21 protein-coding genes and 1 tRNA gene are annotated in these 18854 nt (G+C 70.3%); 12 read left to right on the top strand and 10 right to left on the bottom strand.

All coding sequences use genetic code 11. From position 1 onward, the window contains the following. Window positions 1–125: 125 nt before the first annotated feature. From AB6V29_RS04515 to AB6V29_RS04505, 3 genes are all read left to right on the top strand, one after another. Window positions 126–845 (top strand): winged helix-turn-helix domain-containing protein, encoded by a 720-nt coding sequence (locus AB6V29_RS04515; RefSeq protein ID WP_267788087.1) that lies wholly within the window; start codon window positions 126–128, stop codon window positions 843–845. A 61-nt stretch (window positions 846–906) separates the two neighbouring features. Continuing rightward, complete coding sequence (locus AB6V29_RS04510; RefSeq protein WP_267788089.1) at window positions 907–1896, top strand: DNA-3-methyladenine glycosylase; 990 nt, start codon at window positions 907–909, stop codon at window positions 1894–1896. 104 nt (window positions 1897–2000) lie between these two features. Further along, window positions 2001–2222, top strand: coding sequence for a hypothetical protein (locus tag AB6V29_RS04505; RefSeq protein WP_267788090.1), 222 nt, complete (start codon window positions 2001–2003; stop codon window positions 2220–2222). A 125-nt stretch (window positions 2223–2347) separates the two neighbouring features. Here the strand turns inward: AB6V29_RS04505 and AB6V29_RS04500 are convergent, their stop codons facing one another. Together AB6V29_RS04500 and AB6V29_RS04495 are read right to left on the bottom strand one after the other, a co-directional pair. After that, window positions 2348–3316 carry a GNAT family N-acetyltransferase gene (locus AB6V29_RS04500; RefSeq protein WP_210073055.1) on the bottom strand — a complete coding sequence of 323 codons (969 nt, stop codon included), beginning with the start codon at window positions 3314–3316 and terminating at the stop codon, window positions 2348–2350. Between the two features lie 46 nt (window positions 3317–3362). Then, window positions 3363–3977 carry a MerR family transcriptional regulator gene (locus AB6V29_RS04495; protein WP_369357280.1) on the bottom strand — a complete coding sequence of 205 codons (615 nt, stop codon included), beginning with the start codon at window positions 3975–3977 and terminating at the stop codon, window positions 3363–3365. A gap of 95 nt (window positions 3978–4072) precedes the next feature. Here AB6V29_RS04495 and AB6V29_RS04490 point away from each other — a divergent pair, with 95 nt between their 5' ends. After that, window positions 4073–4561, top strand: coding sequence for a DUF4188 domain-containing protein (locus AB6V29_RS04490; protein WP_369357279.1), 489 nt, complete (start codon window positions 4073–4075; stop codon window positions 4559–4561). Window positions 4562–4565: 4 nt separating this feature from the next. Next, the gene (locus AB6V29_RS04485; RefSeq protein WP_210073049.1) at window positions 4566–5429 is read left to right on the top strand and encodes a sulfurtransferase; all 864 of its coding nucleotides are present in this window, start codon (window positions 4566–4568) and stop codon (window positions 5427–5429) included. On the opposite strand, the gene AB6V29_RS04480 is transcribed toward AB6V29_RS04485, so the two are convergent. Together AB6V29_RS04480 and AB6V29_RS04475 are read right to left on the bottom strand one after the other, a co-directional pair. After that, window positions 5329–6756 carry a flavin monoamine oxidase family protein gene (locus AB6V29_RS04480; protein ID WP_369357278.1) on the bottom strand — a complete coding sequence of 476 codons (1428 nt, stop codon included), beginning with the start codon at window positions 6754–6756 and terminating at the stop codon, window positions 5329–5331. The genes AB6V29_RS04485 and AB6V29_RS04480 overlap by 101 nt on opposite strands. Window positions 6757–6874: 118 nt before the next feature. Further along, window positions 6875–8326, bottom strand: a complete 1452-nt coding sequence (locus tag AB6V29_RS04475; RefSeq protein ID WP_369357277.1) for an amino acid permease — start codon at window positions 8324–8326, stop codon at window positions 6875–6877. Between the two features lie 129 nt (window positions 8327–8455). Here AB6V29_RS04475 and AB6V29_RS04470 point away from each other — a divergent pair, with 129 nt between their 5' ends. Beyond that, window positions 8456–9658 (top strand): PLP-dependent aspartate aminotransferase family protein, encoded by a 1203-nt coding sequence (locus tag AB6V29_RS04470; RefSeq protein ID WP_369357276.1) that lies wholly within the window; start codon window positions 8456–8458, stop codon window positions 9656–9658. Window positions 9659–9679: 21 nt separating this feature from the next. On the opposite strand, the gene AB6V29_RS04465 is transcribed toward AB6V29_RS04470, so the two are convergent. Beyond that, window positions 9680–10348, bottom strand: a complete 669-nt coding sequence (locus tag AB6V29_RS04465; RefSeq protein WP_369357274.1) for an excalibur calcium-binding domain-containing protein — start codon at window positions 10346–10348, stop codon at window positions 9680–9682. A 142-nt stretch (window positions 10349–10490) separates the two neighbouring features. Next, the gene (locus tag AB6V29_RS04460) at window positions 10491–11300 is read right to left on the bottom strand and encodes a Cof-type HAD-IIB family hydrolase (RefSeq protein WP_369357272.1); all 810 of its coding nucleotides are present in this window, start codon (window positions 11298–11300) and stop codon (window positions 10491–10493) included. 66 nt (window positions 11301–11366) lie between these two features. On the opposite strand from AB6V29_RS04460, the gene AB6V29_RS04455 reads away from it, so the two are divergent. Beyond that, entirely contained in the window at window positions 11367–11930 is a 564-nt protein-coding gene (locus AB6V29_RS04455) for a GNAT family N-acetyltransferase (protein ID WP_369357270.1), read from the top strand. Here AB6V29_RS04455 and AB6V29_RS04450 read toward each other — a convergent pair. After that, window positions 11840–13264 carry a DUF222 domain-containing protein gene (locus AB6V29_RS04450; RefSeq protein ID WP_369357268.1) on the bottom strand — a complete coding sequence of 475 codons (1425 nt, stop codon included), beginning with the start codon at window positions 13262–13264 and terminating at the stop codon, window positions 11840–11842. The genes AB6V29_RS04455 and AB6V29_RS04450 overlap by 91 nt on opposite strands. A gap of 327 nt (window positions 13265–13591) precedes the next feature. On the opposite strand from AB6V29_RS04450, the gene AB6V29_RS04445 reads away from it, so the two are divergent. Both AB6V29_RS04445 and AB6V29_RS04440 read left to right on the top strand, forming a co-directional pair. After that, complete coding sequence (locus tag AB6V29_RS04445; protein ID WP_267788099.1) at window positions 13592–14212, top strand: histidine phosphatase family protein; 621 nt, start codon at window positions 13592–13594, stop codon at window positions 14210–14212. Between the two features lie 233 nt (window positions 14213–14445). Then, window positions 14446–14877: a MarR family winged helix-turn-helix transcriptional regulator gene (locus tag AB6V29_RS04440; RefSeq protein WP_210073036.1), complete on the top strand. Its 432-nt coding sequence runs from the start codon at window positions 14446–14448 to the stop codon at window positions 14875–14877. 15 nt (window positions 14878–14892) lie between these two features. On the opposite strand, the gene AB6V29_RS04435 is transcribed toward AB6V29_RS04440, so the two are convergent. Then, window positions 14893–16389 (bottom strand): L-serine ammonia-lyase, iron-sulfur-dependent, subunit alpha, encoded by a 1497-nt coding sequence (locus AB6V29_RS04435; protein WP_369357266.1) that lies wholly within the window; start codon window positions 16387–16389, stop codon window positions 14893–14895. 150 nt (window positions 16390–16539) lie between these two features. Here AB6V29_RS04435 and AB6V29_RS04430 point away from each other — a divergent pair. Next, window positions 16540–16612: transfer RNA gene (locus AB6V29_RS04430), tRNA-Arg, on the top strand. 98 nt (window positions 16613–16710) lie between these two features. On the opposite strand, the gene AB6V29_RS04425 is transcribed toward AB6V29_RS04430, so the two are convergent. Both AB6V29_RS04425 and AB6V29_RS04420 read right to left on the bottom strand, forming a co-directional pair. Further along, a complete protein-coding gene (locus tag AB6V29_RS04425; protein WP_307313154.1) occupies window positions 16711–16920 on the bottom strand; it encodes a hypothetical protein in 210 nt (69 codons plus the stop codon). 54 nt (window positions 16921–16974) lie between these two features. After that, on the bottom strand, window positions 16975–17613 hold the full coding sequence (locus AB6V29_RS04420) for an asparagine synthase (RefSeq protein WP_210072924.1): 639 nt from the start codon (window positions 17611–17613) through the stop codon (window positions 16975–16977). Between the two features lie 288 nt (window positions 17614–17901). Here AB6V29_RS04420 and AB6V29_RS04415 point away from each other — a divergent pair, with 288 nt between their 5' ends. Beyond that, window positions 17902–18312: a DUF4383 domain-containing protein gene (locus AB6V29_RS04415; protein ID WP_103205818.1), complete on the top strand. Its 411-nt coding sequence runs from the start codon at window positions 17902–17904 to the stop codon at window positions 18310–18312. Window positions 18313–18314: 2 nt separating this feature from the next. Beyond that, complete coding sequence (locus tag AB6V29_RS04410; protein WP_267788104.1) at window positions 18315–18845, top strand: hypothetical protein; 531 nt, start codon at window positions 18315–18317, stop codon at window positions 18843–18845. Window positions 18846–18854 lie beyond the last annotated feature (9 nt).

Raw genomic sequence — 18854 nt, 5'->3', positions numbered from 1 at the left:
GTCTCCTGACGTCCGCGTCGATCACGCGCACTCCGGTCACCGCGCTCCGGCCCCTCGGCCTCTACCTCCCGTCGAACCCCGCTGTGTCTGACGCCCGGGTTCACACTCTCAAGGACTTTCTCCTCATGTCGATCTCCGCTGTTCTCGACCGCCCCGCCGCCATCCGCCCCCTCGCCGCCCGCGCCGCAACCCCGGCCGCGGCCAGCCCGGCAGCACCCGCCCCGCGCCCCGCCGCTCCCGCGACGACCGCCCCGCGCGGATTCGCTCTGTACGTCGGCATCGACGAGGCGAAGGCCGCCGCCGCGGGCGTCAGCCTCGGAACCCTCGTCGAGGCCCTGCGTCGCACTCTCGGCGAGCTGGCCCCCGCCGCCGAGACCTACGCCACGGTCGCCCTCGCCCCCGTCGGCTCGGGCGGCCGCGATGTCGACGTCGTGCGCCTCGCGCTGCACGAGCCGTCCGCTGTCGCCCGCACGAAGGACGAGCCCGCCGAGGAGGATCGCGCGCCCGGCGGCGTCGTGGTCGACATCTCGCGCAAGCGCGTGCTCATCGACGGCGAGTCTGCCGCCTTCACGTTCAAGGAGTTCGAGCTGCTGCAGTACCTCGTGCTCCGCGAGGGCCGCACGATCGAGCGCACCGAGCTCGTGGCCTCGCTGTGGGAGGGCTCGACCGACGACGACGCCCCGGGCGAGCGCACCATCGACGTGCACGTGCGGCGTCTGCGCGCCAAGCTCGGCGTGTACGAGGACATCGTGCGCACCGTGCGCGGCGTCGGGTACCGCTTCGACCGTCACGCCGACGTGTCGATCCGCTACGGCCACGGAACGCCTTCGCCCGACCGCTTCTGAGCGACGGCCCGACCGGTCGCCCGGATGCCGCGATGTCGGTGGGGCGACGTAGGGTGACGGCATGAGATCGACCGGGGTGCGCACGCGGCACGCGTCGCGCGAGCTCGGCGGCCCGGTCGAGAAGCCGATCGAGTCGGAGTACCGGCCGGCAGTACCCACGGATGTGGGTCGTGCGGTCCTCGCACAGCGTCACGGACGAAACGACCCCACTTTCGCCGCATCGCTTCCCCTCTCGGCAGGAGGCATCGTCTGGAGGGCCAGCCGCACCCCGATGGGAGTCGCGACCGTCGCCCTGCGACAGACGGCGAACGGCACCGTTCGCGCCGCCGCGTGGGGAGCGGGATCCGAGTGGGCCCTCGACCAGCTGCCCGCCCTGTGCGGCCGCGACGACGATCCCGACGGGTTCGACGCGTCGCGGCATCCGTCCGTCTCCGAGTGGCATCGCCGGCACCCCGATCTGCGCATCGGCCGGACCGATCTCGTCTTCGACGCGCTCGTCAGCGCGATCATGGAGCAGAAGGTCACGAGCCTGCAGGCCTTCTCCGCCTGGCGGAGCATCGTCACCTGGTACGGCGAGCGCGCCCCCGGGCCGACCCCGCGCCCCATGTTCGCCCCGCCCGACATCGACGGCTGGCGACTCGTCCCCTCGTGGGCGTGGCATCGCGCCGGTCTCGAGCCGCCGCAGTCCCGCACCATCGTCGAGACGTCGCGTCGAGGCGCCTCGATCGTGCGCGCGGCGAGCGCGGCCTCCGACGGCGAGGCCCGCGACCGCGTCTTCATCAGCCTGCGCGGGGTGGGCATCTGGACGAGTGCCGAGACGCGCATCCGCGCTTTCGGCGATCCGGATGCCGTGAGCGTCGGCGACTACCATCTCGCGCACCAGGTGGGTTTCGCCCTCACGGGGCATCGCACCGACGACGACGGCATGCTCGAGTTGCTCGAACCCTTCGCGGGGCACCGTCAGCGCGTCATCCGTCTCATCTACGCCGGATCGGCGCTCGAGCCGCGCCGCGGCCCGCGCCTTCATCCCGAAGACCACCGCGACCGTTGAGGTCGTCGTCCACCGCGCCGGTGACTCTGGTCGATCGCCTCAGGATCGCGTCTGCATGGGCACCGTCGGCGAGGGCGACGAAGCCCTCCCCTAGGCTGGGGCGCATGATGCAGACAGGAACGGGCTGGCCGCGCGGACGCACCTATTGGGTGCTCGGGAGTCTGCTGCTGCTCGGTCTGGGCGTGCTGTTCGGCCTGGTCTGGCAGAACATCTGGCTCGGCATGGTCATCGCCGCCGCGGTGTCGGTCGGGTGGCTGATCGCCTACGAATCGAGTCGCGGCCGCAATGTCGGCGTGAACGACGAAGACAACGGCATCCAACTCTGAGGTCTCACCGGTCGGACACCGCCGGCGGACACGGTCCTCGCTGGGGAGTCCCGAAGACGTCGTCGAGCGTCGGCGAGGTCCTCGGGCCGCTCGAGACCTGCTTCTCGACCGGCGGGAGGACGACCCTACACGCGCCCGTCCGAGACATAGAGCTTGCACGTCGCGTCGTAGTAGTCCCGCGTCACGCCCTCGGCGCCCATACCGATGCGCTCGGCCACACCGCCGGAGGCGGTGTTCGCCGGGTTGGTCACCGCGATGACCCGATCGATCCCGTGCCGATGAGCCAGGGAGAGCACCGCGCCTGCCGACTCGGTCGCGTACCCGTGTCGCCACGCATCGGGATGGAGGTGCCAGCCGATCTCGATCTCCTCGTCGCGACCGCCCGCGACGGTCTTCGACCACGGAATGCGCTTCAGCAGCACCGAGCCGACCCGCTCACCGCCGGCGGTCTCGACGGCCCGCACGCCGAGGATCCCCTCGCCGAGCCCTTGCCAGCGGTCGAGCAGGCCGTCGACTTCGACCGGATCCGCCATGACCCGACCGTTGCCGAGGTACTGCCGCACCTCGGGCCGGCGGTACATGTCGAAGAGGAAGGCTCGATCGTCGTCGGAGCGCGTCCACTCCCGCAGGACCAGGCGCTCGGTGGCGAGGTGCGTGCGCCGCATGGGCACGTGCGGGATCCCGTCCTCGGCGAAGGGCGCTCCCGAGACGACGAAACCGAACCTCCCGTACCAGGATGCGAGGTGGGCCTGGGCATCGAGCAGGATCGGGATGCCGGGGGCCTCGGCATCCAGGAGTTCGATCGCCGCGCGCATGAGGTCGGCGGCGATGCCGCGGCCTCGAGCTTCGGGAGCGGTGGCGACGCGTCCGATGCGTGTATTGGCGGGCTCGCGGAGCACGCGGAGCGTGGCGAGGACGTCGTCGCCGTCCGCCGCCCAGAACAGCTCCGCACCGGGCTCGATGTCGCGCCCGTCGATCTCGGGGTACGCGGCCTCCTGCTCGACGACGAAGACAGCCACACGCATCCACAGGATGCGGTAGAGCGTCAGCGGGGCCATGTCGGCGACGGGCGAACGGTGCACGGTGACGGGCATCCCTCGACCGTACAACGCCGGCGCGGCGCTCGATCCCGGCCCGCGCCTAGTCCCCTGGCGCCCCGAAGCGTCGCGAGGCCGCGATCTGCTCGGCCGCGCGCCGCAGGGCGAGGATGAGTGGCTCGACGAGCGCCGTTCCCAGCACGACATAACGCACGGCATCCTCGAGCGAGGTGTCGGGAGTTGCGGCCAATTCGGCCTCGGCGAGGGCAGACAGGTGCTCGAGGTAGGCATCCATGACGGACGGCGGCACCGTGAAGCCCGCTCGCTCGAGAGCGGAGAGCGCGTGAGCGACGGCCGCGACCTGGTCGGGGAAACACGCTTGGGGCGATCCCCCCATCCGCGTCAGCAGCGCGTTCGCCTCGCGGAGGTCCATGCCCTCCGGAAAGGCCGGCGCGACTGCGGCGTTGGCGGCGCCGAGCAGGTCGGAGGGGTTCTCGGGCGGGTCTTCGAGTACGGCGACGACCCTGCGCACCCCCGCGATGCCGACTCCTGCATCGACCAGGGCGCGGATGACCCCGAGACGCCGGAGGTGTGCCTCGCCGTACGACGCCTGCGTCGGCGACGACCGTTCCCCCTCGGGCAGGACCTTCTCGCGGAGGTAGTACTTGATCGTGGCGACGGGCACTCCGCTGCGTTCCGCCAGTTCCGAGATCCGCATGCACCCCCCTCTTGACTGGATAGTCACTTTATCTAACACTGGATAGTGACACTATCGAGTGAGGACGAGCCATGCCAGCTATTCATCCCGGCCGAATGACCCATCAGTGGGACGACGAGCTCGTCGTCTTCCACATCGGCATGACCATCAACAAGTGGTGGAGACCGGACCAGTGGATGCCGCTGATGAGCGACATGCCCAAGATGCTGACCGAGCTGGCCACCGACCCCGAGTCGGGGCTGCTCGGGTTCACGATGCTGCTCGGCTCTCGCGGGCCCTACCTCGTGCAGTATTGGTCGTCGCTCGACAAGCTCTATGCCTACGCGTCGGCGCCGTCGCAGGGGCACCGGCCGGCGTGGACGCGCTTCAACAAGCGTGCCCGCTCGGCGCCCGGCGCCGTCGGCATCTGGCACGAGACGCACGTCGTCGAACGCGCCGAGACCATCTACGTCGCCACCCCGCCCATGGGCCTTCCGAAGGCGACGACGATCGTCCCCGTGGCCTGGCGTCACGACCGGGCGCGAGCCCGGGTCGCCGACGGACGAACCCGGAGCGGCGCCACGGACGGCGAGACGGCAGACTGAACGCATGGCCGCGATCCTCACCACCGCCGAAGAGTTGCACGACGCCCTGGCCACCGGCCGCTACGACGACGGTGGACCCGTCCGCCTGCTCGACGTGCGGTGGCGCCTCGACCGCCCCGACGGGCGCCCGGACTACCGCTCGGGCCACATCCCCGGGGCGCTGTACGTCGCCCTCAATCACGACCTCGCCGACCATGACGCTCCCGTCACCGAGGGGCGGCATCCGCTCCCCTCCATCGACGACCTGCAGGCGACGGCCCGCCGCTGGGGAATCGATCCCGGCGACACCGTCGTGGTCTACGACGACGCGAAGAACATGGCGAGCGCCCGGGCCTGGTGGCTCCTGCGCTACGCCGGGTTCGCCGACGTGCGTCTGCTCGACGGCGCCCTGCGCGCGTGGACCGATGCGGGCCATCGGTTGGAGGAAGGGGATGCCGAAGCCCCCGCGCCCGGATCCATCGAGCTCTCCTACGGGGCTCTGCCGTCGCTCGCACTCGAGGACGTCGCCGGATTCGCGGTCGACGGACTCCTTCTCGACGCGCGAGCCGGCGAGCGGTACCGCGGGGAGACCGAGCCGATCGATCCTCGAGCAGGACACGTCCCGGGAGCGGTGAGCGCGCCGACCACCGAGAACGTGAGCGACGACGGACGGTTCCGCTCGCCCGACGACCTGCGGTCGCGATTCCGCATGCTCGGTGCCCGGGAGGGCGCGAGCGTCGGCGTTTACTGCGGCTCGGGAGTGACCGCCGCGCACCAGGCCGTCGCGCTCAGCCTCGCGGGCTTCGAACCGCGACTGTTCCCGGGCTCGTGGAGCCAGTGGTCGAACCATCCCGAGCTCCCGGTCGCGACGGGACCCGACCCGCGCTGACGGCCTCGGCCCAGAGGTCGCTGACGGGGATCTCGGCGCCGAGCACGTTCTGCGCCGCGCGGTGCCCCGAGAGCAGCGCGCCGGGGACCGTCGCGGGGTCGTCCCCCCAGGTCGCCTCCCCGGCGAGGTGCAGGACGCCGTCGATGGGCTCGGCGAGATCGTCGTGGTCGGCTCCGACGGAACCGGGGAGCATGAACGCATACGACCCGCGTGAGAAGGGGTCGTCCTGCCAGCGCGTGACGACCGCGCTCTCGGGCTCGGGAACGGCATCGCCGTAGAGCCGGCGCAACTGGACCATCGTCGAGGCGACGATCTCGTCATCGGTCCAAGTGCGCGTAGCGACCGCGGCGGGACCGGCCGCGAAGGTCAGCAGAGCGGGCTCGTCGTGGAGCCGGCCGAGGTCGTACCAGGAGTGCCACCACTCCCCCTCGTCGCCGAGCTGACGGATGCCGTACACCCCGGCATCCCAGAACCGTTCGGCGAAGCGCAGCACGACCTTCTCGAACGCGTTCATGCGAAGCAGCCCGAGGGCTCGCCGATGCGCTCCGGGGAGAGGGGGCTCGATCGACAGATCGCCCGCGTGAAGGACTCCGACCGGGACCGTCACGACCACCTCGCGCGCCGAGAAGGCTCCGCGATCCGTCTCGACCACGACGCCGGCGCTCGAACGCTGGACGCGCGACACGACGTGCTCCAGGCGTACGTCGAGGCCCGCGGCGAGATGGGTCGCGAGTTCGTCGTAGCCGCGGGGAAAGACCACTTCGTCGCCGTTGACGGTGTCGTCGTCGAGGCCGTGCGCACCGAGCTCGCTCATCCCGATGCCGTACTGCTCCTGGGCCCGGCGGTCGTTGTACTCGCGCACGCGTTCTTTGCGTTCGTCCGTCCAGTCCTGCGCGGCGAGAGCCCGCTCGACCGCCTCGGCATAGGTCGCCTCGGGCTCCGCCCGGCCGATGACCTCGATCAGCGTCGCGTTGAGCGCGCGGATATCGGCGGCGTACTGCCGCACCGCCTCGGAGCCGAGTCGCTTTCCGCGGGCGTCGAAGTAGGCGAGGGGCCGGGAATCGGGCTGGTACCCGCCGACGGTGAACTCGACCATCGGCATGCCGAAGGCTCGGGCGGCCTCGGCGACCGGGCTGTCGACGATGCCGTGGATCCACGAGGCGCCGCGGTCGGTGACGTGCCCGCCGGAGCGGTCGGTGAAGACGCGTCCGCCCACGCGGTCGCGGGCCTCGAGCACGACGACCCGGCGTCCACCCCGCGCGATCAGGCGAGCGGCGGCGAGCCCCGACACCCCCGCCCCGACCACGACGGTATCGACGGTTTCCATGGGCCCTCCCGCGTGCTCGGTGTTGCGGCGACGCTACTGCGGGCGGCGGGGTCCCGGCATCCGCCATTCCGGCGCTCGGGAGCGGGCGGACTAGACGCCGCGTACAGCCCGTCTCGACTCAGGCGAGGGGCGCCTCTTCGTCGCGGCGCGTGGGGGCGAGGCCCTTGCGTCCGTACCGCAGCCAGAAGAACAGGTAGCACAGGCCCACGAACGGGATGCCGAAGTACAGCGCCGCGACCTGGTTCGGGTCGAATGCGATCGCCACGATCGACGCGGTGAGCAGCGCGAACGCGAGGATCGGCACCAGCGGGTACATCGGCGTGCGGTAGGCGAGGGTCGACAGGTCGCCGCCCTCGCGCAGGAACTGGCGCCGGTGGAAGAACTGCGCGGCGACGATCGCCATCCACACCGCCACCGCCGCGAAGCCGGCGATCGAGACGAGCACGATGTACACCGTCTCGGCGGCGACGACGCTCGTCACGAGCGACACCAGTCCGATCGCGAGGCTGACCAGCAGCGCCACCATCGGGATGCCACGGCGCGTGAGCTTCGTGAAGGCGCGCGGCGCGTACCCCTCTTCGGCGAGGGAGAAGAGCATGCGCGCGCACGAGTACAGCCCGCTGTTGCCGACCGAGAGCAGGGCGGTGATGACGACGAAGTTCATGATGTCGGCGGCGTAGGGCACGCCCACGATGTCGAAGACCTCGACGAACGGGCTCTCGCTCACTCCCGCCTTGTCGTACGGAAGGAGCGCGGCGATGACGACGATCGAGCCGACGAACAGCACGAGCAAGCGCAGCACGGTCGAACGCAGGGCTCGGGGGATGTTGCGGGCCGGATCCTTGGTCTCCCCCGCCGCGACTCCGACGATCTCGGCGCCGCTGAAGGCGTAGAACACCGCGAGCGAGGTGATGAGCACCCCGCCGAGACCGGCGGGCAGCAGCCCCTCGGGCGTGACGAAGTTGCTCAACAGCACCGCCTCGTGCGGCTCGGACGACAGCGGGGTGAAGCCGAAGATCGCCATGCCGCCGAGGACGATGAGCGCCACGATCGCGAGCACCTTGACGAGGGCGAACCAGAACTCCGTCTCGCCGAACACGCGGGCCGAGATCGCGTTGAGGGTGAACAGGATGGCGGCGAAGACGACGCACCACACCCACACGTCGACGTTCGGGAACCATCGCTGCATGAGGATCCCGGATGCCGTGAACTCCGAGCCGAGAGCGACCACCCAGCACAACCAGTACAGCCATGCCGTGGCGAAGCCGGTCGCGGGTCCCATGGTGCGGGCCGCGTAGATGTGGATCGAGCCCGAGACGGGATAGGTCACCGCGAGCTCACCCAGGCACACCATGACCAGCCACACGACGAACGCGCCGAGCAGGTACGCGAGCACGGCGCCCAGCGGACCCGCCTGCGCGATCGTGTATCCCGAGCTGAGGAACAGCCCCGACCCGATGACACCGCCGAGCGCGATCATGACGAGGTGCCGAGCGCTCATCGCCCGGCGGAGCTGCCGCGGCTCGGACGATCCGGCGGTCTCGACGGAGGGACCCGAGGGTCGGTTCATGGGGCTTCTCGCATTCGTCGTCGAGCCCGCGTGTTTCGGGCGACCGCAGGTCAGAGTAGTTCATGACCGCTGGCTACGCTGATCCAGGCGCGCGCACCGTGTTCGCAGGTGTCGCAGGAAGGACAGGAGATGGCGGATCGCCCCGACCGCACTGACAGCGACACCCTCGCCGAGGCGAGCCTCGCCGTCCACGGCGGGAAGCAGCTCGACAGCACGAGGGCACTGCGCACTCCGCTGGTCATGTCGAACTCGTACGAGCTGCCCGAGGATCCGAGCGAGATCAGCTGGTCGGCGACCGCCCCCGGGCTCTACACGCGCAACACGGGCGTCAACCAGCTCGCCCTCGAGCGCAAGCTCGCCGCCCTCGAGGGCGGCGAAGAGGCCGTGGCTCTCGCCTCGGGCGTCGCCGCGCTCCACGCGGTGTTCTTCACCCACGTGAGCGCGGGTGATCACGTCGTCGTGAGCGATGTCGTCTACGAAGCCACCTGGCGGCTCTGGACGGAACTGCTTCCTCGGCGCTACGGCATCCGGGCCACCTTCGTCGACATCTCGGATCCGGATGCCGTCCGCGCGGCAATGCGGCCCGAGACGCGGCTCGTGTGCGTCGAGGCGATCGCGAACCCCACGACGAAGGTGACCGATGTCGCGGCCGTCGCCGAGATCGCCCATGCCGCCGGGGCCCTACTCATGGTGGATTCAACCTTCACTCCGCCGCCGTTCTATCGGCCGCTGGCGGACGGCGCCGACCTGGTCGTGCATTCGCTGACGAAGTACATCAACGGTCACGGCGATGCGATGGGCGGGGCGGTGATCGGAAGATCCGAGCTCATCGAGCCGATCAAGGCCGACGCGATGGTCGACGTCGGCGGGGTGATTTCGCCCTTCAACGCGTGGATGATCGAGCGCGGCTCGGTCACGCTTCCCCTGCGCCTGCGCCAGCACCTCTCGTCGGCGGAGCGAGTGGCCGCGTTCCTCGACGCCGACCCGCGGGTGGCGTTCGTCGCCTACCCGGGGCTCGAGTCCCACCCGGGGCATGCGATCGCACGACGCCAGTTCGGCGGACGGGGGTACGGCGGAATGCTGGCTTTCGCCATCGACGGCGGGCCCGAGGCGCAGAACCGTTTCGTCGCGCACCTGCGACTGATCACCTCGGGCTTCTCACTCGGACACGACGACAGTCTGATCGTGCACACCGCCGCCGACGGGCCGCGGACGGCGACCTACCCGGAGGAGTTCCGGCGGTACGGGCACCTGCGCCTATCGGTCGGGCTCGAAGATTCCGACGACCTCCTCGCCGACCTCGCGGCCGCGTTGGAGGCGTCGGGAGTCTGAGCGCTCAGGCGTCGGAGGTGTCTACTCGCACCCGATCCCATCACCGTCCCGGTCGAGGTTCGTGCCGTACCCCGGATCCCCCCGGTGCACGGGGGCCGCTCCGGCGGCGCGTGCCTCGCTGCAGTTCTTGAAGGGGACCGTGCGCGGGGCGACCGGCTGAGCCGGTGCGGGTGCGGGTGCCGATTGCGCCGACACCTTCCCCTGCAGGTCTGCGATCTGCGAGGCGCGCGAGTCGAGCTCGGCCTGTGCCGCGGTGGCGGCCGTCTCCATCTCGGTGATCTTGGACCTCGAGGCGGTCAACTGCCCCTTCACCTTCTCGACCTCGGCCTTCGCCGCCGCGACCTGCTCGGCAGCGGCCTCGACGTCGGCGCTCGCGTCGGTGACGGTCTCGGTGGCCTCGGTGACCTCGGTCTTGAGCGAGGAGACCTCGGATGCCAGGGATGCCACCTGCGTCTGCGAGGTAGTCGACCCCATGCCTGCGCCGATCAGCAGTCCGAGCACCAGCGTGGAGCCGGCCACGATGACTCCCGTGCGCCGCGTCACCGGCCGGATGAAGAAGCCCTGCTTTGGACTGGGCGTCGGCACGGGAGCGGTGGGTTCGAGCCACGCAGCGCCATCCCAGTACCTCTGCTCGCCGTTCGCATGCGCGGCGGGATACCACCCGGCTGCGGGCAGGCTCGATTGCGTCATGTTCTTCCCCCTGTGTCGCGGCGACGCCGATGTCGCCGTTCGGGTGCGCCCCCGCGCACCTCAGAGGTCATCATGGCGGTCGACGTCGTCCCGGTCGACATCGTCCTGCGTATTGCGGCCCGCGCCCGTCGTTTCGCTGCGCTCAGGCGTCAGGAAACAGCTGGTCGATCGTGGTGAGCACGCCGTGGTCGAGGTTCGAGGGAGCGCGGTAGCGGGCGCGGGCGACGACCTCGGGGTGGGCCTCGCGCATCGCGTACGACCAGTCCGCGGCATCCAGCATCTCGAGGTCGTTCAGGTAGTCGCCGAACGCGGCCGTCTGTGCAGGCGTCACGTCGAGCGCGTGCTGCAGGCGGCGCAGGGCCGCACCCTTGTCGACGTCGAGGTTCATGATGTCGACCCAGTGGCGCCCCGACACCACGACCCGGTGCGTGCGGGCGACCTCTTCGAGGGCGGGCGCGACGCTGTGCTCGGCGACGGCGAAATCGTAGATCGCGATCTTCAGAACGTCGTCGTCGACCGCGAGCACGTCATCGACGGCTTCGAGAGCCGCGTAGTACGTGTCGGCCTCGGCACGGAAGTCATCGTCTTTGCGCTCGATGTACGCCGAACGCTTTCCGCACAGCACGACGCCCAGGTCGAACCCCCGCAGAACGAGGTCGCGAAGGTGCCGGATGACGCGCTCGACGATCTCGCGATCGATGGTGTCGGATGACACCTCGACGCCCTTGCTCACGACGTAGGCACCGTTCTCGGCGATGAACGTCATCTCGCCGGCCGCGTCGCCGAACGAGCGCTGCAGTGTGGCGAGCTGCCGCCCCGAGGCGGGAACGAAGGCGACGCCGCGCTCCGCCAGCCGCGGCAGGAGCTCCCACAGGGGCGCGGGGACGTTCCCCTCGCCGTCGAGCAGGGTGCCGTCCATGTCGACGGCGATGAGGCGGATGTCGTGGGTCACGGTCCCATCCTCCCAGGCGGGCGGCGCGCGGTTCGCGCTCGGCGGAAGGGCTGATTGACTCGGAGAATGAGCCTCGAACGGTGCCGACCGGATGACGTCGGAGCGTTGACGCACTTCCTCGGGGGCGTCGATCTCACCCTGAGCGGTCTCGATGCGGCGGGCGTCCGCCTGTGGGTCGAGCGCGACCCCGCCGGCGCCGTGGTCGGCAGCACCGGGTACGAGCTGAGCGGCGACGGCCGTCACGCCCTCATCCGCAGCGTGGCGGTCATCCCGGAAGGGCGTTCTCGGGGCCGCGGCACCGGCCTGGCACGCTTCGCTCTCGCGCGGGCCGCCGAGGAGGGGGCTTCGCGCGCATGGTTGTTCAGCCGTCGTTCGGGGCCCTTCTGGCAGAGCGTGGGATTTCACCCCGCCGATCGCGACGACCTGGCCGCGGTGCTGGCTGACACCCATCAGGTGCGCTTGTTCCGGAGCACGGGCCAGCTCGAGCGCGAGATGGCCTGGTCGCGCCCGCTGGCCCAGGGCGAGTTCGACGGCACTTCTCAAAACGGAGCTGGCTCGTCGTCGGGCGGCGAGGGATCGTCGGGCAGAAATCGCACGGCGGGCGCGTACGGCAGAGGTTCGTCCGCGTAGACACGACCGGACGGAGAGGTCCATTCCAGGATGCCGCCCGCTCTCTGCGTCACCTTCCAGCGGGTGAATTGCTTCTGCGAGTGATGCCGTTGGCAGAGGTGGGCGAGGTTGTCGACGCGAGTGGTTCCCCCCGACGCCCAATCGATGGTGTGATCGACCTCGCACCGCACGGCGGGAACGGCGCAACCGGGCCACGGGCAGCGCCGGTCGCGGGCGCGGAGGTGGCGGTCGATTGCCGAAGACCGCTGGTACGTGTCGGTGAAGAGCACGCATCCCGAGATCGGGTGGGTGATGACACGGTCCCACGGAACGGTCGTGGATGCGGCGAGGCTGCGGGCGGTCTCGGCATCGATGGGACCGTGACCGACGAGTTCCGCGGGGTCGAGGTTTTCGTCGTCGGGCCGCAGCATCGACAGAGCCGGCACGACGACCTGCACGCGGGCGCGGATCGCGCCGAGTACGCCGGGGCCGTCCCCGGAGCGCGTGGGGTCGGCAACCGGAGCGGCGGCGAGGAGCAGATCGGCCAGGATGTCGGCGCGCAGCTGATCGGTCGTGCGTTCGTCGAGAGCGGATGCCGCGGCGGCGGGCCCGGAGGACGGCACGGCGGTCGCATCTGCGGCCGACCCGGCGGGCAGCCCGGCCGCCGCCGCGCCGCTCATACCCGGCAGCCCGCCGCTTTCTCGCGCGTCGATCAGAGCGCGACTCTGCAGCGTCAGCCGGTCGTAGATCCCCACCGCGAGCACGGTAGGAAGGGTCGCGATGAGGTCGGACATGCCGTCCACGCCCGGCACCACGCGGACGCACCTTGTCTCGCGGCCCCGCTGGTGCCGCTCGGTCAGCGTCGTCGGGTTGAGCTTCTCGGCGAGCGCGGCCAACCGCGAGCGCAACCGCCCGGGGCTGAGCTCGGCGGCCAGCCTCGCGGCGAGCGCGTCGAACTCCGGCACACGATCTTCGGGGAGGGCGGCTCCGGCATCCGTCACGACACGCACATGGGCTCGGGTGAGCGCACCCGCCTCCCAGGCGTCGACGACCGTCGGGTAGTCGTCGACGAGCTGCAGCGCGCGACCGATGTGCGTCTGCACCGTCCGGTCGGAGAGGTGCTTCATCGCGGCCACCTCCGACGCGATCTCTCTCATCGCCATGTCGGACGCCCGCACCGACGCCCTCTGCTCGGCGGCGCGCGTCAGACCGTATTGACCGAGAGCGGCATATGCCCGCGTGCGTCGAGCCTCGGCCGCGGCGAGGGCGGCATCGGCAGCGAGGGCCTCGGCCACGAGTGCCTCGCGCACGCTCGAACCCGCGGATTCGGCGGGATCGGGCGTCGGCGAGTGCATGTGTGCATGCTAGCGAGCACCTCCGACATCCTCGGGGCCACAAGAGGCCTTGCGGGGAGGAATCGCGAGACGCCGCAGCTGGGGAGAAGGGGCCGCCACGAGCGCGACCTATGAAAGAGAAATGAACGCCGACGAACCCCTTCCACCCCGTTACCTCACCGTTATAGAGTGCTCGCACGGTAGTTGTTTTGCTGTGGCGACTACCGACATGTGATTGCAGGACACTCTGGTGCAGGAAAGGGCCGGTCGGGAATCTCCCGACCGGCCCTTCGTCCGTTCCGCGCCCGCGGATGCCCCGCGCGGGCGCTCACGAGGCAGGATGAAGACGTGAAGGACGACGATCTGACCGAACCCGACGGGCGCCTCGTGCTCGTCCGCCACGGCGAGACCGAGTGGAGCCGCACCGGCAAGCACACCGGCCTCACCGACATCCCCCTCACCGAGACGGGCGCCTACAAGGCCGAGCTGGCGGGCACCCTCCTGGCGACCCGCCGTTACGACCTCGTGCTCACGAGCCCCCTGCAGCGCGCCGTCGAGACCGCCCGTCGTGCGGGCTACCCCGACGCGCAGCCGGAGCCGCGCCTCGTCGAGTGGGATTACGGCGCGTACGAGGGACTGACCACGCCGGAGATCGTCGAGCAGCTGGGCCGCCCGTGGACGATCTGGCAGGCGGGCGCCCCCGCCGGCGCCACCCCGGGCGAGACGGTGGAACAGGTCACGGCTCGCGCCGAATCCCTTCTCGACGACCTGCGCCCGCGCGTGCGCGCGGGAGAACAGGTGCTGGTGTTCTCGCACGCGCACTTCCTCCGCGCCCTCGCCGGCACATGGCTGGGCCTGACGGCCGCGGGCGGCCGGTATTTCGTGCTGGGAACCTCCGCCGTCAGTGAGCTCGGTTTCGAGCACGGCTCCGAGGTCATCACGCAGTGGAATCACGTGCGCGGCCGCTGAGGTCGGACCGCTCGAAAGTGATCACGAAAATATAACGACAGCCTCTTCCCCTCCGTTACCTCACCGTTATAGAGTGCATGCACGGTAGTTGTTTTGCTGTGGCAGCTACCGACATGTGATTGCAGGACACTCTTGGTGCAGGGACAAGGGCCGGTCGGAAGCCTCTCCGACCGGCCCTTACTCTTGCTCGGCACGCGCGGCGAACGGGTCGCCGACGGCCCTACGCTGAACGTATGACCGATCGCCGTCTCGCCGTGCAGGCCTGGGAGAGCCTCTTTCGCGCTCAGCACGAAGTCTTCGAAGACATCCGGTCGGACTTCGACAGCACCGAACTGACCCAGGCCGAGTACGACGTGCTCCTCACCGTCACGCGGGCGCCCCGCATGACGGCGCGTTTGCGCGACGTGACCGGCAACATGCTCATCAGCCAGCCCAGCGTCTCGCGCCTGGTCGAGCGCATGGTGTCACGGGGCCTGCTGACCAAGTGCGCCGACCCCGAGGACGGCCGCGGATCCCTGGTCACCGCCACCGAGGACGGGGCCGTCGCCTTCCGCCGCCTCGCCGCGGCGCACGGTCGCTCGATCGCCGAGCGCATGGCCCGCCTCGACAACGACGAGCTCGCTCAGCTGCACACCCTCACCGCCAAGCTGCGCGGGCGAGACTGACCCCGAGCCGGCGCCTCAGCACTCGATGACGTTCACCGCCAGGCCGCCCTCGCTGGTCTCCTTGTACTTCGTCGACATGTCGATGCCGGTCTGACGCATCGTCTCCACGACGGCGTCCAACGACACGTAATGCGACCCGTCGCCGCGCAGGGCGAGCCGCGCCGCCGTCACAGCCGTGGACGCCGCGATCGCGTTGCGCTCGATGCAGGGGATCTGCACGAGACCGCCCACCGGGTCGCAGGTGAGCCCGAGGTGATGCTCCATCGCGATCTCGGCGGCGTTCTCGATCTGCCGGTTCGTCCCGCCCATCACCGCGGTGAGGCCCCCCGCGGCCATCGCGCAGGCTGAGCCGACCTCGGCCTGACACCCGCCTTCGGCGCCCGAGATCGAGGCGTTCGCCTTGAAAAGCGAACCCAGCGCCGTCGCGGTGAGCAGGAACCGACGGATGCCGCGCCGACGATTGGCCTCCTCCACGTCGCCGTCGTCCCACTCCGCCACCTCCCCGCGCGTCACCGCGTGCCCGTCGTAGCCGAGCAGCGCACTACCCACGAGCTCGCCGTAGGGCGTGACCGCGTTGCCGGCACCGAGACCCGAGTCGGCCAAGAACCGCCACCAGTACATCGCCACCGCGGGCAGAATCCCCGCGGCACCGTTGGTGGGGGCCGTGACGACGCGCCCACCGGCCGCGTTCTCCTCGTTGACCGCGAGCGCGAAAGCGCCCAGCCACTCCCCCGGAAGCTCTCGGTGCCCCTCGGCCTCGATGGCATCAAGCTGGCCCCGGATGACCGCGGCTCGCCTTTTCACCTTCAGGATGCCGGGCAGCACACCATCGTTCTCGAGCCCGGCGTTCACGCACGCCGCCATGGCATCCCAGATGCGATCCAACCCGGCCGCGATCTCCTCGTCGGAGCGGAGCGCGGCTTCGTTCAGGCGTGCCGCCTCGGCGATCGTGATGCCGCGCTCGTCGCACAGTTCGATGAGGGTCGCCGCGTCGTCGAAGTCGAGCGGCACCGGTGTCGCGGCCACGCGCGCGGGCTCGCCCTCGCGACGGATGAAGCCGCCGCCGATCGAGTAGAACGTGTCCTCCGAAACGACGGCGCCGTCCCCGTCGCGCGCGACGAGCGTCATCGCGTTCGGGTGGCCGGGCAGTCGGGTGCGCGGCTCGAGGGCGATGTCGGTCTTGCCGAACGGGATCTCGTGCCGGCCCGAGAGCGCCAGACTCTGCCCCTCGGGCCAGTCCGACCACGCCCGCCGGACGGCATCCGGATCGACGGTCTCGGGGTCCAGCCCCTGCAGGCCCGCGACGACCGCGTCGGGGGCGCCGTGGCCGATGCCGGTCGCTCCGAGCGAGCCGTACAGCGCGCACGAGACGGATGCCACCCGCTCGAGGACGCCGGCATCCTCGAGTCTCGCGACGAAATGGAGGGCGGCCTTCATGGGGCCGACGGTGTGGGAGCTCGAGGGTCCGATCCCGATGGAGAACAGCTCGAACGCGGAGGTGTATGCGCTCATGCGGCCAGCGTACGTCGCGCCCCGTCGCGACACCTGCTCGTCACCACTGCGCCACGCCCGGGATGCACGCCGTTCCGGGCCGATTAGACGTCTCCGATGGGTCCGGCTATGCTGGACCACGGCCTGCGCGCCGTTTCGCGCGGAGGCCCTGCGCCCGTAGCTCAATGGATAGAGCATCTGACTACGGATCAGAAGGTTAGGGGTTCGAGTCCCTTCGGGCGCACACTGTGTTGAGACAGTAAGAGAAGCCCCGGCATGAAGAAATTCCGCCGGGGCTTTTTCTCTGTCCGGATGCCGGTGACCCGGCCGGTCCGCAGGACCTCAGGCCGAGGCCGCCTCCTCCGCATGAGCCGCATCCATCGCGGTCGAGTGCAGCTGAAGGATCGCGACGGCCTCGTGGAGGGAACCGAGCGGCGTCTCGATCTCGTCGTAGTGGTGCACGAAGCCGTTCGCGTCGCGTGCACTCACCGCGACCAGGGCGTACCCCGGCCGAGCGACGCGCTTCGCGCGTCCCGATCGTCGTCGTGCCATGGCATCCGCCTTCCGTTGGCACCGAGGCTACCCCGGGCGCGCGCGGAACCGGGGTCAGCGCGCGGCGGACTTCTTCTTCTTGCCGCCCTTGTGCGTCTCGGGCTCGGGTGAATCTTTCGTCGCCCCCGCCTCGTCGGCAGCAGCCCGGTCCTTCGCTCGACGTTTCGCCTGCGAGGCGAGACGCGCGAGGTCGACCATGCGGAGCGCGTCCATGCGCGCCTTGCGCATTCGGGCGTAATCCGGATCGGCGTCCGCGGTCATGCCCTCGACGTCGAGACGCTGGCTGAGGTTCGCCTCGACGTCGCCCCACGCCGCGATACGGGCGTCGGCGACCAGGACCTTGACCCGCTCGGGATCGTCGGCGAGGGCGCGCAGCTCCTTGGCGACACCGCGGGACTGCTTGGCACGACGACGCAGGTTGCGCGTGTCACGGTCGCGGTAATCGTGGGTGCCCGACGAATCCGAGAACCGGCCCCACGCGCGCTTGCGCTGATGGGTGACCCGCTCCGCCGCCTGGTCCTGCTCGTCGGCGAGGGAGCGCAGCGTCTCGCGGGCCAGCTCGGCGAAGACCTCGCCGTCGAAGTGGCCCCCGCGGGCGATGGTGTCGACGAGGATCCGGTTGCGCACGGCGAGCCGCGCCGCGGCTGTCGCGATCGACAGCCCCTCGGCGATGGCCTCCTTCGTGCGCCCCACGTGACCTCCCCGTCCAGGCTATCGTCCGGGGCGCGTCGATCGCTCAGGTGAGCTTCGCCTCTAAGTGAACAACGACCCGAATGCAATCCCCTCCATCCGCGCGGCGGGACTGCCTATGGTCGGTTTCGTTGCGGAGGGCCTCGGAGAGTACTCGGGGGCCTTCTGTCATTTCCGGATGCATACAGGAAACACCCAGGTGTGCGCAAAGCCCAATCCGAATCGAGCGTTGTCTCCGAAGATGTGATGAGGCGGCCGGACGGTCGCTGCCAACACTCTGGGAGGTTCATCATGAGCTCATCACCCAACCGTCTCGTGGCCACCGTCTTCGGCGCTGTCTACCTGCTCGTCGGTCTGCTCGGCTTCGCCGTCACCGGCGGGGTCGGTTTCATCGCCACACAGGGCGGACTACTCCTCGGCATCTTCGAGGTCAACCCGCTCCACAACATCGCCCACCTCCTGATCGGTGCCGCACTGCTGGTCGCCGGTCTCGCCAACGCTCGCGCAGCGAAGGGCGTCAACACGACCGTCGGCGCCGTCTACCTGCTCCTCGGCATCGTGGGCTTCTTCCTCGTGGGCACCGCCGCGAACATCCTCGCGCTGAACGTGCCCGACCACTTCCTCCACCTCGCCAGCGCCGTCGTGCTGCTGGGTGTCGGCCTCGGCACCGAGCGCAACGTCCCGCGTACCGCGGCGGTCTGAGCATGACTGCTGCGACCTTCGTGAGGTCGTGGCCCTCCGTATCCGCGTGGGGGGCCGGTCTCATCACCGCCGCCCTCGGCGCGGGTGCCATCATCCGTCCCGATTCCGGGGCCGTCGCAAGCGGCCTCGGGATCGGGATGGTGGTCCTCGGTCTGGCCTGCCTCGCGTGGGGAGCGGCCACACTGTCGACGGGCCGTCTCGTCGTCCCCCGCATCACGTTGGCGGGAGCGCTCGTCGCCCTCGCCCTCACGGCGGGCCTGATGTTCGCAGCTCCCGCTCACACGAGCATCCTCGGCGTCACGGCTGCGTGCGCCCTGCTCGTCGTCGTGGGTGCCACCGCGGCCGTTCATCTTCGCCGAGTGAGCCGCGGTCCGAATCCGACGCGCACCGCCCAGCCGATGAGCGTCGTCGGACTGCTCGTCGCCGCTGCGGTCATCGCCGTGGTCGTCACCCCCGCTCTCGGGGCCACGCAGAACGCCGTCCTCCTGCGCGACGACGGCACCGTTCCCGTCATCTCGCACGAGGGACACTGATCCCTCTCA

The organism is Microbacterium sp. 20-116, assembly GCF_041079415.1.
GTDB lineage: Bacteria > Actinomycetota > Actinomycetes > Actinomycetales > Microbacteriaceae > Microbacterium.
This window is presented reverse-complemented; position numbering and strand designations above follow the sequence as displayed.

Coding starts and splice junctions, on each gene's coding strand:
- AB6V29_RS04515 (WP_267788087.1), top strand. CDS start 126: ATGTCGATCTCCGCTGTTCTCGACCGCCCCGCCGCCATCCGCCCCCTC.
- AB6V29_RS04510 (WP_267788089.1), top strand. CDS start 907: ATGAGATCGACCGGGGTGCGCACGCGGCACGCGTCGCGCGAGCTCGGC.
- AB6V29_RS04505 (WP_267788090.1), top strand. CDS start 2,001: ATGATGCAGACAGGAACGGGCTGGCCGCGCGGACGCACCTATTGGGTG.
- AB6V29_RS04500 (WP_210073055.1), bottom strand. CDS start 3,316: ATGCCCGTCACCGTGCACCGTTCGCCCGTCGCCGACATGGCCCCGCTG.
- AB6V29_RS04495 (WP_369357280.1), bottom strand. CDS start 3,977: ATGCGGATCTCGGAACTGGCGGAACGCAGCGGAGTGCCCGTCGCCACG.
- AB6V29_RS04490 (WP_369357279.1), top strand. CDS start 4,073: ATGACCCATCAGTGGGACGACGAGCTCGTCGTCTTCCACATCGGCATG.
- AB6V29_RS04485 (WP_210073049.1), top strand. CDS start 4,566: ATGGCCGCGATCCTCACCACCGCCGAAGAGTTGCACGACGCCCTGGCC.
- AB6V29_RS04480 (WP_369357278.1), bottom strand. CDS start 6,756: ATGGAAACCGTCGATACCGTCGTGGTCGGGGCGGGGGTGTCGGGGCTC.
- AB6V29_RS04475 (WP_369357277.1), bottom strand. CDS start 8,326: ATGAACCGACCCTCGGGTCCCTCCGTCGAGACCGCCGGATCGTCCGAG.
- AB6V29_RS04470 (WP_369357276.1), top strand. CDS start 8,456: ATGGCGGATCGCCCCGACCGCACTGACAGCGACACCCTCGCCGAGGCG.
- AB6V29_RS04465 (WP_369357274.1), bottom strand. CDS start 10,348: ATGACGCAATCGAGCCTGCCCGCAGCCGGGTGGTATCCCGCCGCGCAT.
- AB6V29_RS04455 (WP_369357270.1), top strand. CDS start 11,367: ATGAGCCTCGAACGGTGCCGACCGGATGACGTCGGAGCGTTGACGCAC.
- AB6V29_RS04450 (WP_369357268.1), bottom strand. CDS start 13,264: ATGCACTCGCCGACGCCCGATCCCGCCGAATCCGCGGGTTCGAGCGTG.
- AB6V29_RS04440 (WP_210073036.1), top strand. CDS start 14,446: ATGACCGATCGCCGTCTCGCCGTGCAGGCCTGGGAGAGCCTCTTTCGC.
- AB6V29_RS04435 (WP_369357266.1), bottom strand. CDS start 16,389: ATGAGCGCATACACCTCCGCGTTCGAGCTGTTCTCCATCGGGATCGGA.
- AB6V29_RS04425 (WP_307313154.1), bottom strand. CDS start 16,920: ATGGCACGACGACGATCGGGACGCGCGAAGCGCGTCGCTCGGCCGGGG.
- AB6V29_RS04415 (WP_103205818.1), top strand. CDS start 17,902: ATGAGCTCATCACCCAACCGTCTCGTGGCCACCGTCTTCGGCGCTGTC.
- AB6V29_RS04410 (WP_267788104.1), top strand. CDS start 18,315: ATGACTGCTGCGACCTTCGTGAGGTCGTGGCCCTCCGTATCCGCGTGG.